This is a genomic window from Salmonella sp. 32010601201800023SM (genome assembly GCF_017572235.1).
Taxonomy (GTDB): Bacteria; Pseudomonadota; Gammaproteobacteria; order Enterobacterales; family Enterobacteriaceae; genus Salmonella; species Salmonella enterica.
Map to the genome: position 1 here is coordinate 682171 of NZ_JAGEQS010000001.1, position 16587 is coordinate 698757.

At 51.2% G+C, this 16587-nt stretch carries 14 protein-coding genes; 5 read left to right on the forward strand and 9 right to left on the reverse strand.

Annotated features, from left to right (window positions below; all coding sequences use genetic code 11):
- Positions 1–80: 80 nt before the first annotated feature.
- On the reverse strand, positions 81–1469 hold the full coding sequence (locus J4617_RS03455) for a NarK family nitrate/nitrite MFS transporter (protein WP_000198258.1): 1389 nt from the start codon (positions 1467–1469) through the stop codon (positions 81–83).
- Between the two features lie 213 nt (positions 1470–1682).
- Complete coding sequence (locus tag J4617_RS03460; protein ID WP_017466200.1) at positions 1683–2261, reverse strand: TetR family transcriptional regulator; 579 nt, start codon at positions 2259–2261, stop codon at positions 1683–1685.
- 117 nt (positions 2262–2378) lie between these two features.
- On the opposite strand from J4617_RS03460, the gene smvA reads away from it, so the two are divergent.
- A complete protein-coding gene (gene smvA / locus J4617_RS03465; protein ID WP_017466201.1) occupies positions 2379–3866 on the forward strand; it encodes a methyl viologen efflux MFS transporter SmvA in 1488 nt (495 codons plus the stop codon).
- Between the two features lie 24 nt (positions 3867–3890).
- Here the strand turns inward: smvA and J4617_RS03470 are convergent, their stop codons facing one another.
- The 3 genes from J4617_RS03470 to yddG all read right to left on the reverse strand — a co-directional run bounded on the left by J4617_RS03470 (position 3891) and on the right by yddG (position 6909).
- Positions 3891–4271: a GFA family protein gene (locus tag J4617_RS03470; protein ID WP_014343841.1), complete on the reverse strand. Its 381-nt coding sequence runs from the start codon at positions 4269–4271 to the stop codon at positions 3891–3893.
- A gap of 143 nt (positions 4272–4414) precedes the next feature.
- Positions 4415–5503, reverse strand: a complete 1089-nt coding sequence (gene ompD, locus J4617_RS03475) for a porin OmpD (RefSeq protein WP_000769037.1) — start codon at positions 5501–5503, stop codon at positions 4415–4417.
- A gap of 524 nt (positions 5504–6027) precedes the next feature.
- Complete coding sequence (yddG, locus tag J4617_RS03480; RefSeq protein ID WP_000203795.1) at positions 6028–6909, reverse strand: aromatic amino acid efflux DMT transporter YddG; 882 nt, start codon at positions 6907–6909, stop codon at positions 6028–6030.
- A 277-nt stretch (positions 6910–7186) separates the two neighbouring features.
- On the opposite strand from yddG, the gene fdnG reads away from it, so the two are divergent.
- Genes fdnG through fdnI form a run of 3 tightly spaced genes read left to right on the forward strand, consistent with a single transcriptional unit; the run spans position 7187 to position 11781 of the window.
- Positions 7187–10234 (forward strand): formate dehydrogenase-N subunit alpha, encoded by a 3048-nt coding sequence (fdnG, locus tag J4617_RS03485; protein WP_001574320.1) that lies wholly within the window; start codon positions 7187–7189, stop codon positions 10232–10234.
- A gap of 13 nt (positions 10235–10247) precedes the next feature.
- Positions 10248–11132: a formate dehydrogenase subunit beta gene (gene fdxH / locus J4617_RS03490; protein ID WP_000061599.1), complete on the forward strand. Its 885-nt coding sequence runs from the start codon at positions 10248–10250 to the stop codon at positions 11130–11132.
- Positions 11125–11781 (forward strand): formate dehydrogenase-N subunit gamma, encoded by a 657-nt coding sequence (gene fdnI / locus J4617_RS03495; RefSeq protein ID WP_000045634.1) that lies wholly within the window; start codon positions 11125–11127, stop codon positions 11779–11781. Before fdxH ends, fdnI begins: the two co-directional genes overlap by 8 nt.
- Positions 11782–11871: 90 nt before the next feature.
- Here fdnI and adhP read toward each other — a convergent pair whose 3' ends face one another.
- From adhP to bdm, 4 genes are all read right to left on the reverse strand, one after another.
- Positions 11872–12882, reverse strand: a complete 1011-nt coding sequence (adhP, locus tag J4617_RS03500; RefSeq protein WP_000642447.1) for an alcohol dehydrogenase AdhP — start codon at positions 12880–12882, stop codon at positions 11872–11874.
- Between the two features lie 285 nt (positions 12883–13167).
- Positions 13168–14865, reverse strand: a complete 1698-nt coding sequence (locus J4617_RS03505) for an NAD-dependent malic enzyme (protein ID WP_017465716.1) — start codon at positions 14863–14865, stop codon at positions 13168–13170.
- A gap of 176 nt (positions 14866–15041) precedes the next feature.
- Positions 15042–15185, reverse strand: coding sequence for a stationary-phase-induced ribosome-associated protein (gene sra / locus J4617_RS03510; protein WP_000841559.1), 144 nt, complete (start codon positions 15183–15185; stop codon positions 15042–15044).
- 94 nt (positions 15186–15279) lie between these two features.
- On the reverse strand, positions 15280–15495 hold the full coding sequence (gene bdm, locus J4617_RS03515; protein ID WP_208290671.1) for a biofilm-dependent modulation protein: 216 nt from the start codon (positions 15493–15495) through the stop codon (positions 15280–15282).
- Between the two features lie 511 nt (positions 15496–16006).
- Here bdm and J4617_RS03520 point away from each other — a divergent pair.
- Entirely contained in the window at positions 16007–16438 is a 432-nt protein-coding gene (locus tag J4617_RS03520) for an OsmC family protein (RefSeq protein ID WP_000152297.1), read from the forward strand.
- Positions 16439–16587: the final 149 nt, after the last annotated feature.

Here is a 16587-nt window from a genome sequence, read left to right on the forward strand (position 1 = left end):
TGCTTCGATAAATTTTCCGCCATCCTGTCGATTTGGCGTTAAACCATTACCGGATGGCCGTCCTACAGGTGCGTATGTTGTTATTGTTGTTTAGGCTTACGACGCCCGTAGACCAGCCAGGTCAGCAGGACGCAAGCGATGTAAAACAGCAAAAAGATTTTCATGGCGCCCACCGGCGAGCCGGTCAAGGCCAAAGAGGTGCCAAACGCTTTTGGAATAAAGAAGCCGCCCACAGCGCCAATAGCGGAGATAAAACCGAGCGCGGCGGCGGTATCCGTCACCGCTTCGCGCTGCGCCTGCTCATCGCTCCCGCCGCGCAGTTTGACGTTGTAGAGCGTGATCTGACGGAAGATCACCGCAATCATCTGGAAGGTAGAACCGCTGCCGAGACCCGCTGTCAAAAACAGGCCCATAAAAACAAGATAGAACGCGCTAAAGCTGCCTGCGCCGGAGCCTGGCAGCGTGAGGAATAGCAAGGCGGTAAACAGCGCCATAAAGATAAAATTAATGAGCGTGACGCGAACGCCGCCGAATTTATCGGAGATCACGCCGCCTGCCGATCGCGCCAGCGCGCCGATAAAGGGGCCAAAGAACGCCAGTTGCAGAATGTTTACGTCGGGAAATTGCGTTTTGGCGAGCATGGCGAAACCTGCGGAAAAGCCGATGAATGACCCGAATGTCGCCAGGTACAACAGGCTAAGCAGCCACAGGTGCAGACGTTTTAGCACCGGCAATTGCGAGACGACAGACGCTTTTGAACTGCCGATATCGTTCATACCAAACCAGGCGGCAAGCGTCGCGACAGCCAGTAACGGCACCCAGATCCAGGCGGCGTTAGTGAGAGCGAGCAGGGAGCCATCAGGTTGCGGCACGCCCCGGACGCCTAAAAAAGTAAATATCGGCAGAAAAATAACCAGCGGCGCAATCAACTGCATCACACTGACGCCAAGATTTCCCAGTCCGCCGTTAATACCCAACGCGCTACCTTGTCTGGCTTTTGGAAAGAAAAAACTGATGTTGCCCATACTGGACGCGAAGTTTGCCCCCGCAAAACCGCACAACAGAGCGATGAGCATAAATACCCCGAAAGGGGTGGCAGGATTTTGCACGGCGAATCCCAGCCAGGCGCAGGGAATAATCAATATTACGGTACTTAATACGGTCCATTTACGGCCACCAAACAGTGGTACCATAAAGGAGTAGGGAACGCGTAATATTGCGCCGGAAAGAGAAGGTAATGCGGTTAATAAAAAGAGTTGGTCGGTGGTAAAATTAAATCCAATTTTATTGAGGTTGACGGCAACAGCGCTAAACAACATCCAGACGCAAAATGCCAGGAGCAAACAACTTACTGAAATCCATAAGTTTCTTCTGGCGATGCCTTTCCCTTTATTCTCCCAGAAGGCTGGATTTTCGGGTCGCCAGTCACTCAAGAGATAACGGTTATAATTCTCGTTTTGTCGTGTCATTTTACCCCTCACATGCGCATATCATTTGAAAAAAACACAAAAAAGAGACAGAGCGTCACGCGCTCTTTTGAGAACTTATTGAAGTTTTTTTAGAATATTGAGTGAAAGAATAGATAAAAAACCAGGCCAGCGCGGCGCGAAGAGGAGATATGATGTTTCTTAATTGTTACTATTTGTAAATTAAAAGTGATTTTTATTAAATTATTTGTAACTTTACGCAAAGAGTTCAAGCGTAATCATACGATCCAGATGGAATTTAAACGCGGGATCGGCCATTTCCGGAATACCCAGCACATACATACCGTCCAGCCCGCACACCAGTGCGATAAGCCGCCAGGCGATATCTGTGGCGTTAGCAGCAAACGTAAATTCTCCTGCCTGTTTGCCCTGCTCGATAATTGTGACCGTTTCCTCATGCCACATCTGCATCGTGAGGAGATAAGCATCTCTGATGTGCGGATCCCGATCGGCCAGAATTTGCGCCTCTCGCCACAATTTTATGTAAGGCTCAAAGCCGCCGTCTTCGCTACCCAACATAGCGTGAAGCCGTGCACGCCAGGTGGCGGGCGGCGGAACTTGCCCGGCATCAAGTAGGGTGCGGATCAAATGGACAAAGGCCTGCGCTTTGAGCTCGCCCGCCGAGCTGAAGTGGTGATGCACCTGGCCGGCGGCGACATCGGCTTCTGATGCGATTCGTCGCACCGTCATGGCGGCAAACCCCTCTGCCAGCGCCACGCGCATCGCCGCTTGCAGGATCACTTCGCGGCGTTCATCCCGGTTAAGGTAACTCATATTTTCCCCACATTAGCCAATACGCGCAGTGTAACAAAAAGCTGGACATTCGTTCAACTTACCGTAGGATCCTGAAACTGGACAGGCGTCCAAATTTGAGTTTTTGAAGGGAGAGTTATGTTTCGTCAGTGGTTAACGTTAGTCATTATTGTGCTGGTCTATATTCCTGTCGCCATTGATGCCACGGTCTTGCATGTCGCCGCGCCGACACTGAGTATGACACTGGGGGCCAGCGGTAACGAGCTGCTGTGGATCATTGATATTTATTCTTTGGTCATGGCTGGCATGGTGTTGCCGATGGGCGCGCTTGGCGATCGTATCGGTTTTAAACGCCTGCTGATGCTGGGCGGGACGCTCTTTGGCCTGGCATCATTGGCGGCGGCGTTTTCGCATACCGCCAGTTGGCTTATCGCCACCAGGGTATTACTGGCTATTGGCGCGGCGATGATTGTACCGGCGACGCTGGCCGGGATACGCGCCACCTTTTGCGAAGAGAAGCATCGCAACATGGCGCTGGGCGTCTGGGCAGCGGTAGGTTCGGGCGGAGCGGCGTTTGGGCCGCTCATCGGCGGCATATTATTAGAGCATTTTTACTGGGGATCGGTTTTCCTGATCAACGTGCCGATTGTGCTGGTCGTCATGGGCTTAACCGCCCGCTATGTTCCTCGCCAGGCGGGCCGTCGCGATCAACCGCTCAATCTTGGCCATGCGGTGATGCTGATTATTGCCATTTTGCTGTTGGTCTATAGCGCTAAAACCGCGCTGAAAGGGCATCTGTCGCTGTGGGTCATCTCGCTTACCCTGCTTACCGGCGCGCTGCTCCTGGGACTCTTTATCCGCACACAGCTTGCGACATCGCGTCCGATGATTGATATGCGACTATTTACCCATCGCATTATCCTGAGCGGCGTCGTGATGGCGATGACCGCGATGATCACTCTGGTGGGCTTTGAGCTGCTGATGGCGCAAGAGCTACAGTTTGTTCACGGGCTATCGCCTTATGAGGCCGGGGTATTTATGCTGCCGGTGATGGTCGCCAGTGGATTCAGCGGGCCAATTGCGGGCGTGCTGGTCTCGCGTCTGGGACTACGGCTGGTCGCGACGGGCGGCATGGCGTTAAGCGCGCTGAGTTTTTATGGCCTGGCGATGACGGATTTCAGCACCCAACAATGGCAGGCCTGGGGGCTGATGGCGCTGCTGGGATTTAGCGCCGCCAGCGCATTGCTGGCTTCCACGTCGGCAATTATGGCCGCTGCGCCGGCAGAAAAAGCGGCGGCGGCCGGCGCGATAGAAACGATGGCTTATGAACTGGGCGCGGGACTGGGCATCGCCATTTTCGGTCTGTTGTTAAGCCGTAGCTTCTCCGCTTCTATCCGTCTGCCTGCCGGGCTTGAGGCGCAAGAGATTGCCAGAGCGTCATCTTCAATGGGAGAAGCCGTGCAGTTGGCGAATAGCCTGCCGCCCACGCTGGGGCAGGCAATACTGGACGCCGCCAGACACGCCTTTATCTGGTCGCATAGCGTGGCGTTAAGCAGCGCCGGGAGTATGCTTCTTTTGCTGGCGGTAGGGATGTGGTTCAGCCTGGCAAAAGCCCAACGCCGATAACATAACGCCTGATGAGATAAGCGCTTAATGCGCTAGCTGGCAGGGGGAGTCCATTTCCTCAACCTCTTTACCGCTGAGGCGTGCGTATTGCCCCGTCAGTCGCCAGAAGGCAGGTTGGGTCTCGGTATAAATTTCCGCAGCCAGAATCAGCCGACGGCGATCAACTTCGTTCAGTTCCAGTAAGGTCCAGGGAATAAAATAGCGATCGGTATCGGTAAGCCGGAACCACAGCGGACACCCGCAGCCGGAACAGAAGTAGCGTTCGCCGCGCGAAGAGGATGAAAAGTATGGCGGTTCCGGGGAAAGGGGGGCTAGCTGTGGTTGCCCGCAGGCTTCCAGATACATGGCTATTCCACCCGACCATTTTTGACACAGCGTACAATGGCAGGCATAGACATCCAGCATTTCGACGTCAACGGTAAAATGGCTCTGTCCGCAAAGACAACGACCAGTGAACGTCTGCACGGCATACTCCTTATGACCGAGTCTACATCAAGAGAAAAAGCCAGCCCTGAAAGGACTGGCTTTGTATTCAGACTACAACAAAATTAGAACTGGTAGTTCAGACCAACAGCAACGATGTTGTCGGTAGACACTTTAGCCGCTTTGGTGAAGTCGCTGTCGTCCAGCAGGTTGATTTTGTAATCAACGAAGGTGGACATGTTTTTGTTGAAGTAGTAGGTTGCGCCAACATCGATGTACTCAACCAGATCCTGGTCGCCGTAAGTACCCAGGTTTTTACCTTTGGATTTCAGGTAAGCGATGGACGGACGCAGACCGAAGTCGAACTGATACTGAGCAACTGCTTCAAAGTTCTGGGTTTTATTCGCGATAAACGCATCACCCGCTGAATCTTCACCAAAGGTGGTCATGTTCAGCGTTTCGGAGTAGGTGGTCGCCAGGTAGATGTTGTTCGCATCATATTTCAGACCAGCAGCCCAGACTTCAGCGTTTTTACCCGCAGCATTCAGGTTGCTCGCTGCTTTCACCTGGTTGTTAGTACGGTCAGACTTCGCATAGGCCGCACCTACGCCAAAACCTTCGTACTCATACGTTGCGGACAGACCGAAACCGTCGCCGTTAGACTCGTACGCGCCGTCACGGTCGTTTTTGCCCTGGTACTGCGCGGCAAAGTTCAGACCTTCAACCAGGCCAAAGAAGTCAGTGTTACGGTAGGTGGCAACACCAGTAGTACGGCCAGTCATGAAGACGTCAGTCTGAGTCCAGGTATCGCCACCAAACTCTGGCAGAACGTCGGTCCATGCGCCGATGTCGTAAGCAACGCCGTAGTTACGACCGTAGTCGAAAGAACCGTAGTCAGCGAATTTCAGACCAGCAAACGCCAGACGGGTTTTGTCTTTGTCAGCGCCCTGGCTTTCAGTACGGTTGCCTTTGAATTCATATTCCCACTGGCCAAAACCGGTTAACTGATCGTTGATCTGCGTTTCGCCTTTAAAGCCCAGACGCGCGTAAGTTTTGTCACCATCACTTCCGTTATCATCAGAGAAATAATGCTGAGCGTGAACTTTACCGTACAGATCCAGTTTATTGCCGTCTTTGTTATATACCTCGGCTGCATTTACAACGCCTGCTGCCAACAGGGAAGTCACTGCCACTGCCACTAACTTAAGTTTCATTTTAATAATCCTTATAATTTTCTTAGCGTGTTTCCTCAACCATTGTTAAACGAGGCGTTTGTCAATGGCAGACTATTTTTAAATGACGGAGTGGCATAAGTTCAATAATAAGTTTCATAAGATTACAAATTATTTTAATTTGTGTGATCGAGATCTCCTTAATACATTTGAGAGTATTAATTCAAATAGGGACTGTCTAATAAGATATATTTTCGGAGGGGACTATTGGGCTGTTTATGGTTTTATTTTTGGTAGTAACCACTGATTATTATATGCACTAATAACAGTTGCGAGCTAACGTTAATTATATATTTGTTAATATAATTATATCATTACATTAACATATTTAACGATTTTATAAAATTCATTTTTACCAGCGCAATCCTGGTATGGCGCAGGAGGAGCACGTGAAAATGGAAAATCGTTAAATACGCACAGGCAATAGATAAAAGCGTAGTTGTGTTATGAAGAGTGTCAAGGCACAGCGGGTCGATTTAATATCAATATCGGCCCGCCCGTCGCTATTAGCGCCGCCGCGTTGCCAGCCAACAAAGTAGCGAACCTACGCAAACCATGACTGCGCCTTGCCAGAAGGAGAATGACAGTGGTGAGCTGAGTAACAGCGCTGCCAGAGCAGAGGACATGACGGGGGTAAAATAAGACCCTACGGCCATGATAGTCACATTGCCATGAAGTATGCCCACATTCCATGCTGCGTAGGCAAACCCCAACGTTAATGCCGCGGTAAAAAGTTTAGCAATCACCGGTAGGCTAAATATCATGGCAGGTTGCGGCGTAAGAAAATAGTGGAACCACAGCGCCACGGCGGTGAGTAACACAAAGACGGTGATACCGTTAAAACCACGCGCATATTTATTTGTGACGGTGCAGTATGTCGCCCATATAAACGCCCCAAGAAATGCCAGTAAATAACTTAGCGGACTGGTGGCGACATTGCTGATAATTTCTCCTGGATTAAGACCATTCTCGCCCCCCAGAACCCAGCAAACGCCAGTAAGTGCAATAAGCAATCCAGGAACAATAAGCCAGTTAGTTTTTTGCCCATTAAAAAGAATGGCAAACAGAATGGTCAGGCTGGGCCATAAATAGTTAACCATGCCGACTTCGATAGCCTGATGGCGAGTGGCGGCATAACCGAGAGAAAGCGCCAGGCATATTTCATAACTGACAAACAGTACGCTGCCTGCGATGAGGTATCGCCCCGGGAAACGGCGGATATCAGGTAATCCGACGGTAAAAATCAGCAGCAGACCGCTTAATGAATAGATCATGGCTGCGCCGCCTACCGGTCCGAGACCTTCGCTGACGCCGCGAATTAACCCAACCATCGTGCTCCACAGAACGATGGCAACAAGCCCTATTAGCGTTGCTTTTTGTGATGTCATGCTTTGTGACTGTCCTGAATACCGCGCAAAATAAACTGCCACTTATAGCACTTTTTCCGAGGGCGATGCCATGCAGTGTCATTTTTTAGTACCTCCCTGGAGTTATTGCAGTTTAAAAATAGGGCTATTTAATAGCGGAACCGTTTCAATATTGATTTGACGCAAAAAAGTTATCGATTTTGCTGTTAGTTTCCTCGCGAAGTTATACACGCATCCTGGGCTGAGGTTTTGCTGCAGTTCGAAGGAGGCGTGCATCCGTGGAAAAAAGAGGAAAGCAATGGACGTCAGCCGCAGACAATTTTTTAAAATCTGCGCGGGCGGTATGGCGGGAACAACGGTGGCCGCACTGGGTTTTACCCCTAAAATGGCCCTGGCTCAGGCGCGAAACTATAAGCTGTTGCGCGCAAAAGAGATCCGTAACTCCTGCACATACTGTTCCGTAGGTTGCGGGCTATTAATGTATAGCCTGGGAGATGGGGCAAAAAACGCGAAAGAAGCGATTTACCATATTGAAGGCGACCCGGATCATCCGGTAAGCCGTGGCGCGCTGTGCCCGAAAGGGGCCGGTTTGCTGGACTATGTTCACAGTGAAGATCGCCTACGCTATCCGGAATACCGCGCGCCGGGTTCCGACAAGTGGCAGCGCATTAGCTGGGATGACGCTTTCACTCGTATTGCTAAATTAATGAAAGCCGACCGCGACGCCAACTTTATTGAAAAGAATGAGCAGGGCGTCACGGTTAACCGCTGGCTCTCTACCGGAATGCTGTGCGCCTCGGCGGCCAGCAATGAAACGGGTATGCTGACGCAGAAGTTTGCGCGTTCTCTCGGTATGCTGGCGGTAGATAACCAGGCGCGCGTCTGACACGGACCAACGGTAGCAAGTCTTGCTCCAACATTTGGTCGCGGTGCGATGACCAACCACTGGGTGGATATTAAAAACGCCAACGTCGTGATGGTGATGGGCGGCAATGCCGCAGAAGCGCATCCGGTGGGTTTCCGCTGGGCGATGGAAGCGAAAAACAATAACGATGCGACGCTGATTGTCGTTGATCCACGCTTTACGCGTACGGCGTCGGTGGCGGATATCTATGCGCCAATACGTTCCGGTACAGACATTACCTTTCTGTCCGGCGTTTTGCTGTACCTGATCGAAAATAACAAAATCAACGCTGAATACGTTAAGCATTACACCAACGCCAGCCTGCTGGTGCGGGATGATTTTGCCTTTGATGACGGTCTTTTCAGCGGCTATGACGCCCAAAAGCGTCAGTACGATAAATCCTCCTGGAACTACCAGTTCGATGAAAACGGCTATGCCAAACGTGATGAAACGTTGACGCACCCACGCTGTGTGTGGAATCTGCTGAAGCAGCACGTTTCGCGCTACACGCCGGACGTCGTGGAAAACATCTGCGGTACGCCGAAAGCGGATTTCCTGAAGGTGTGTGAGGTGTTGGCCTCTACCAGCGCGCCGGATCGCACTACCACCTTCCTGTATGCGCTGGGCTGGACGCAACATACCGTCGGGGCGCAGAACATCCGTACTATGGCGATGATCCAGTTGCTGCTCGGCAATATGGGGATGGCTGGCGGCGGTGTGAACGCCTTGCGCGGCCACTCTAATATTCAGGGTTTAACGGATTTAGGACTGCTCTCCACCAGCCTGCCGGGCTACCTGACGCTGCCATCGGAAAAACAGGCCGATCTGCAAACTTATCTGGCAGCGAATACCCCCAAAGCGACGCTGGCCGATCAGGTCAACTACTGGGGTAATTATCCTAAGTTCTTCGTCAGCCTGATGAAATCTTTCTATGGCGATGCAGCGCAGAAAGAGAATGACTGGGGCTTTGCCTGGCTGCCTAAGTGGGATCAGTCCTATGACGTGATCAAATATTTCAACATGATGGATAGCGGGAAAGTCACCGGCTATTTCTGTCAGGGCTTTAACCCGGTGGCGTCCTTCCCGGACAAAAACAAAGTGGTGCAAAGCTTAAGCAAACTGAAGTATCTGGTCGTTATCGATCCGCTGGTGACTGAAACGTCAACGTTCTGGCAGAACCACGGCGAATCTAATGATGTCGATCCGACAACGATTCAGACCGAAGTCTTCCGTCTGCCGTCTACCTGTTTTGCGGAAGAGGATGGCTCTATCGCTAACTCCGGTCGCTGGTTACAGTGGCACTGGAAAGGTCAGGACGCGCCGGGCGAAGCGCGTAACGACGGCGAGATTCTGGCCGGTATTTACCATCGTCTGCGTGAAATGTATCGCGCAGAAGGCGGTAAAGGCGCCGAACCACTATTGAAGATGAGCTGGAACTACAAGCAGCCGGATGAACCGCATTCGGAAGAAGTGGCGAAAGAGAACAACGGCTATGCACTGGAAGATCTCTATGACGCCAACGGTACACTGCTTGCCAGGAAAGGCCAGTTGTTGAGCAGTTTTGCATTACTGCGCGATGACGGTACGACATCCTCCTCCTGCTGGATTTATACCGGTAGCTGGACGGAGCAGGGCAACCAGATGTCCAGACGTGATAACGCCGACCCGTCAGGGCTTGGCAATACACTGGGTTGGGCGTGGGCGTGGCCGCTAAACCGTCGCGTATTGTATAACCGCGCTTCGGCGGACCCGCAGGGTAAACCGTGGGATCCAAAACGGATGCTGATCCAGTGGAACGGCGCGAAGTGGACAGGGAACGATATTCCGGACTTTAACAACGCGGCGCCGGGGAGCGGGACCAATCCGTTTATCATGCAGCCGGAAGGGCTGGGACGTCTGTTTGCTATTGATAAGATGGCGGAAGGGCCGTTCCCTGAACACTACGAGCCGATGGAAACGCCGCTGGGCACTAACCCGCTGCACCCGAATGTGGTCTCGAACCCGGCGGCGCGTCTGTATGAAGAAGATGCGCTGCGCATGGGTAAGAAGGAGCAGTTTCCGTACGTGGGCACGACTTACCGCCTCACAGAGCATTTCCATACCTGGACCAAACATGCGCTACTTAACGCTATCGCTCAGCCGGAACAGTTTGTGGAGATCAGTGAGACGCTGGCGGCAGCGAAAGGTATTGCTAACGGCGACTATGTGAAGGTGAGCAGTAAACGCGGGTTTATTCGCGCGGTCGCGGTGGTAACTCGTCGTCTTCGCACCCTGCATGTCAACGGTCAGCAGGTTGAAACGGTGGGGATCCCGATTCACTGGGGCTTTGAGGGTGTCGCGCGCAAAGGCTATATCGCCAATACTCTGACGCCAAATGTCGGTGATGCCAACTCGCAAACGCCGGAATACAAAGCGTTTTTAGTTAACATCGAGAAGGCGTAAGGGAGGCGAACATATGTCTATGGAAACGCAGGACATTATTAAACGGTCCGCAACAAACGCCATCACGCCGCCTCCGCAGGCGCGTGATTACAAAGCCGAAGTCGCGAAACTGATCGACGTCTCCTCCTGTGTCGGCTGTAAAGCCTGCCAGGTAGCCTGTTCTGAATGGAACGATATTCGCGATAACGTTGGTCATTGTGTCGGGGTGTACGATAACCCTGCCGATCTCAGCGCCAAGTCCTGGACGGTGATGCGCTTTACCGAAACCGAGCAGAACGGCAAGCTGGAGTGGCTGATTCGTAAAGATGGTTGTATGCACTGTGAAGATCCAGGCTGTCTTAAAGCCTGTCCATCTGCCGGGGCTATCATCCAGTACGCGAACGGGATTGTTGATTTTCAATCTGAACACTGTATCGGCTGTGGTTACTGTATCGCCGGGTGTCCGTTTAATATTCCGCGCCTCAACAAAGAGGACAACCGCGTTTATAAATGTACGCTCTGCGTCGATCGCGTCAGCGTGGGCCAGGAACCGGCCTGCGTCAAAACTTGTCCGACCGGGGCTATTCACTTCGGCACCAAAAAAGAGATGCTGGAACTGGGCGAGCAACGCGTGGAGAAGTTAAAGGCGCGCGGCTTTGAACATGCCGGTATCTACAACCCGCAGGGCGTCGGCGGTACGCACGTCATGTATGTGCTGCACCATGCCAATCAGCCGGAGTTGTACCACGGCTTGCCAAAAGATCCGCAGATCGATACCTCAATCAATCTGTGGAAAGGGGCGCTAAAACCGCTGGCCGCAGCGGGCTTTATCGCCACTTTCGCCGGTCTGATTTACCACTACATCGGTATTGGCCCGAATAAAGAAACGGACGACGATGAGGAGGATCATCATGAGTAAGTCGAAAATGATTGTGCGCACGAAATTTATCGATCGCGCCTGTCACTGGACGGTGGTGATCTGCTTCTTCCTGGTAGCGCTGTCGGGGATTTCGTTTTTCTTCCCGACGCTACAATGGCTGACGCAAACCTTCGGCACGCCGCAGATGGGACGTATTTTGCACCCGTTCTTCGGTATTGCCATCTTCATCGCGCTGATGTTTATGTTCGTGCGTTTCGTCCACCACAACATCCCGGATAAAAAAGACATTCCGTGGCTGAAAAATATTGTCGAAGTATTGAAAGGCAATGAGCATAAGGTGGCGGATGTCGGTAAATACAATGCCGGACAGAAGATGATGTTCTGGTCCATTATGAGCATGATTTTTGTGCTGCTGGTGACTGGCGTGATTATCTGGCGTCCGTATTTCGCGCAGTATTTTCCCATGCAGGTGGTGCGTTATAGCCTGTTAATTCATGCGGCGGCGGGCATTATTTTAATGCACGCGATCCTCATCCATATGTATATGGCGTTTTGGGTGAAAGGCTCGATTAAAGGCATGATCGAAGGGAAGGTCAGCCGTCGCTGGGCGAAGAAACATCATCCACGCTGGTATCGTGAAATCGAGAAGGCAGAAGCAAAAAAAGAGAGCGAAAAAGGTATTCAGTAATTCTTTCGCGATCTGATAAACAAGGCGCTATCCTCGTAGCGCCTTGTTTTCATCTGCTGTCTGTATACTCAGACGACCACAGCAAATCGTTTAACGGCGGAAATCGATGACCATACGGCCACGAATTTGTCCCTGTTCCATCTCTTTAAAAATAACGTTGATATCTTCAAGCGGACGTAAAGCGACTTTTGGCACGACTTTTCCTTCCGCCGCAAACTGGAAGGCTTCGGTCAGATCCTGGCGTGTCCCCACCAACGAACCGACAACCTGAATGCCATCCAGCACCAGGCGAGGGATATCAAGGTTCATGGCTTCTGGCGGCAGCCCGACTGCCACCACGCGGCCTCCGGCGCGAACGGCATCTACTGCGGAATTAAACGCCGCCTTAGCGACCGCGGTAACCACCGCTGCGTGCGCGCCACCGGTTTTTTCCTGCACAATTTTAGCCGCATCTTCCGTACGTGAATTAATGGTCAGATCTGCGCCCATTTCCTCGGCCAGTTTCAGTTGTCCATCATTGACATCAATGGCGATCACTTTCGCATTGAAAACGTTTTTCGCGTACTGCAAGGCCAGATTACCCAGACCGCCCAGACCGTAGATGGCAATCCACTGGCCAGGTTTAATATGAGAAATCTTCACCGCTTTATAGGTGGTAACGCCCGCGCAGGTAATACTACTTGCCGCCGCAGAGTCCAGACCTTCCGGTACTTTCACCGCATAATCCGCGACGACAATACACTCTTCGGCCATGCCGCCATCTACCGTGTAACCGGCATTTTTCACGTTGCGGCATAAGGTTTCATTGCCCGTATTGCAATACTCACAGTGTCCGCATCCTTCATAAAACCACGCGACACTCGCGCGATCGCCGGGTTTCAGCGAGGTGACACCAGGACCGACTTCCGCCACGACGCCAATGCCTTCGTGTCCCAGAATAACGCCGGTTTTGTCACCGAAATCGCCGTTTTTCACGTGTAGATCGGTATGGCATACGCCGCAGCACTCCATTTTTAGCAAAGCTTCACCGTGGCGAAGGGGACGCAGCGTTTTCTCAGTAACATCAACCTGATGATCTTGTGTGACAACAGCAGCTTTCATAACCTTCTCCTTTTATCAATAGTGAACTGCATAGCAGGTAAGTAATAGCAGGTAAGGCGCTATTACCTCTTTAGGATTAATATTTCTGATGAGTTATGCAAGGCGGCAGAAATACAATGTAATAGTTTAGCCAGGATTATCCTGATAAATCCCCGTTCAATACATAAAGGTGGCTAATATTAGTAGCTTGACAAATAAGCAGGGAAAGGAATTCAGGTGTGTCGACAGACTCACCAAAACTAAAGAAGAAAGTGATATCCGGCGGCATTCACCGCCGGGTACGTATTAAATGGAAGTCCGACGGTAGTCGCGGTATTCCGGTTTCCAGAAGTTATCGTCAATCGCCTGTTGCAGCGCTTCCGCAGAGGTTTTCACCGCTACGCCTTGTTGCTGCGCCATTTTACCTACGGCAAAAGCGATAGCGCGCGACACGACCTGGATGTCTTTAAGCGCTGGCAACACTAATCCTTCGCCGTTATTCACCAGCGGAGAATGTTTCGCCAGCGTCTCACTGGCTGACATCAGCATTTCATCAGTAATGCGCGATGCGCCGGAAGCGATAACCCCAAGTCCGATGCCGGGGAAAATATAGGCGTTATTACATTGTGCGATCGGATAAACCTTATCTTTCCAGATGACCGGCGAGAATGGGCTGCCGGTTGCCACCAGCGCGTTGCCTTCCGTCCAGGCGATAATGTCCTGTGGCGTGGCCTCCACGCGAGAGGTGGGATTAGAGAGCGGCATGACGATCGGGCGAGGGCAATGCTTATGCATCTCGCGGATGATCTCTTCAGTAAAGAGCCCGGTCTGGCCGGAAACCCCGATCAGAATATCCGGCTTCACGTTACGCACCACATCCAGCAGCGACAACACGTCATTTTCGGTATCCCAGTGCTGGAGATTGTCGCATTTCTGCACCAGTTTTGCCTGGAACGGCAATAAATTAGGCATCCGGTCCGTCAACAGGCCGAAGCGATCAACCATAAAAACGTTCTGTCGAGCGGCATCTTCGCTTAAACCTTCACGCTGAGTCTGCGCGATGATTTGTTCAGCAATCCCACATCCGGCGGAACCCGCGCCGAGGAAAACGATTTTCTGCTCGCTAAGCTGACTGCCGGCAGCGCGGCTGGCGGCGATCAACGTACCGACGGTCACGGCTGCGGTGCCCTGAATATCATCGTTAAAGGAGCAAATCTCATCACGATAGCACGTCAACAGCGGCATTGCGTTTTTCTGCGCGAAATCTTCGAACTGTAGCAGGATATCTGGCCAGCGCTGCTTAACGGCCTGAATAAACTCATCGACAAACGCATAATACTCATCGTCGGTAATGCGCGGATGACGCCAGCCCATGTAAAGCGGATCGTTGAGTAACTGTTGATTGTTGGTGCCGACATCCAGCACAACGGGAAGGGTATAGGCCGGACTAATGCCGCCGCAGGCGGTGTATAATGACAGCTTACCGATAGGGATCCCCATCCCGCCGATGCCCTGATCGCCAAGCCCCAGAATCCGCTCGCCATCCGTCACCACAATAACTTTAATGTTGTGGTTAGGCACATTCTGCAAAATGTCGTCCATATTGTGACGGTTCGGATAAGAGATAAATACGCCGCGCGCCCGGCGATAAATCTCAGAGAAGCGCTCACAGGCCGCGCCCACGGTCGGGGTATAGATAACCGGCATCATCTCTTCAAGATGGTTTTGCACCAGTCGATAAAAGAGCGTTTCGTTGGTATCCTGGATGTTACGCAGGTAAATATGCTTATCGATTTCTGTTTTAAACCCCTGATACTGGAGCCAGGCGCGTTCGGCCTGTTCTTCAATCGACTCGACGACCTCTGGCAGCAGCCCTGACAAATTGAAGTTGCGGCGCTCTTCTACGCTAAAAGCGCTGCCTTTGTTTAACAGGGGGAATTCCAGCAATACAGGGCCAGCGTAAGGGATATAAAGGGAACGTGCTTTCTTGGTTGTAGTTTCCATGTTACTCACTCTTTTTCGAATAACTGTCCCTGGCACCGTCGTTTATCATCATATATTGCCTTCCACCAAGGAACCGACCCTGAGTATAAAGCATTGTGAGACGTTAAGGTCATTCCTATAAACAAAAACACCATTGCAGATGCAATGGTGTTTAACGTCATTTCAGGACTGTACGATTACTTTTGGCTATCGGCGCGGCGCTTTCTGCCGGTTGGGTTATTCACCACGCTGCTGGTGTCGCCTTCAGTAACAACCTTACGCTGGTTGGAAATTCTGTAATCCAGTCCAAGTATATGACGAGCCTGACGGTTCGATTTCATGTTAACTCCTCAATCCTGTTGCTAGTTTTAAGGACAAATTCGCTTACGCGAAAGAAACGTAACCCCTAAGGTTGCCGATACAGCATAGCAGGTTTTACAGAGTCGGGTTCTGCCCGCTTACCACATAGTTGATGGTCTGCTGGTAGATGTCACTGAGGATGTCATTGTCGGAAGCCTCAACCCATTTGGTCAGCTCCATTAAAATATCATCTTCGGTGACAACGCCTAACTCCGCGCGTAATCCTTGCTCAATTGCGTTGACCAGGGCCGGTTGTGCTGCTGAAGTATTTGCTGAGTGATAAGTAAACATATAATGCCTCCGTGAACATGTATTTATTTAGTACGGCTCGCAGAAAATTAATTCGTATTCAGCATGGCAAATATTTTTGCGGCTGTGGTTAAGATTAGTCCTGGAGTTATTTTAACGCAAGGCGGAACTCTAATTGTTTACCCCTGAAGAAAATATATTACGTTTGCCAATTACATATCCTCATACAAATAGCGGTCAATTAATATACATTTAAAAGGCTACTTATTGAGATTTTTATCCTTTATTACAACGAGATAAGACAAATCTTAATTTGAATTAAAATATACATGATGGAATACGCTTCCGGAAGAAAAAGTAAGGATAAAAGGAGGGATATATTCTTTAAAGAAAGGGAGGCCTGTTGGTTTAATATTCATCACTGAAAAAGCATACAACTATTTTCTATATCTGAAGTGCGGGTAATCGACAACATGCTACCTCCATCGGCATGGACAACGCAGATTAGCAGCATGGTCTATACTTTATTTTTTGAGCCAACAGGAGAGCAAAAATGACAATCCATAAGAAAGGTCAGGCACACTGGGAAGGCGACATCAAACGGGGTAAAGGCACTGTATCAACAGAAAGCGGCGTGCTTAATCAACAACCGTATGGATTCAATACCCGGTTCGAAGGCGCGCAGGGAACCAACCCGGAAGAGTTAATCGGCGCCGCACATGCGGCCTGTTTCTCCATGGCGCTATCACTCATGCTGGGAGAGGCTGGATTTACGCCGACATCCATTGACACCACCGCTGATGTATCGCTTGATAAGGTGGAGGCGGGCTTCGCCATTACCAAAATTGCGCTACAAAGCAAAGTCGCGGTAGCAGATATTGATGCTTCAACTTTCGATCAAATCATCCAGAAAGCAAAAGCCGGGTGTCCGGTTTCGCAGGTTCTGAATGCGGAAATCACCCTCGACTACCAGCTTAACGCCTGATAACCTCTCCAGCCCGGTAACGATGGGTTGATCGGGCTGATGAATATACATTCAGACGGAGGGCTCGCTCCCGGTCTATCTGAATGCCTGCCGCATTTCTATCACCTCAACGCGCCGTAGACCACGTCAGTGGCTATTGTCGTGGCCTA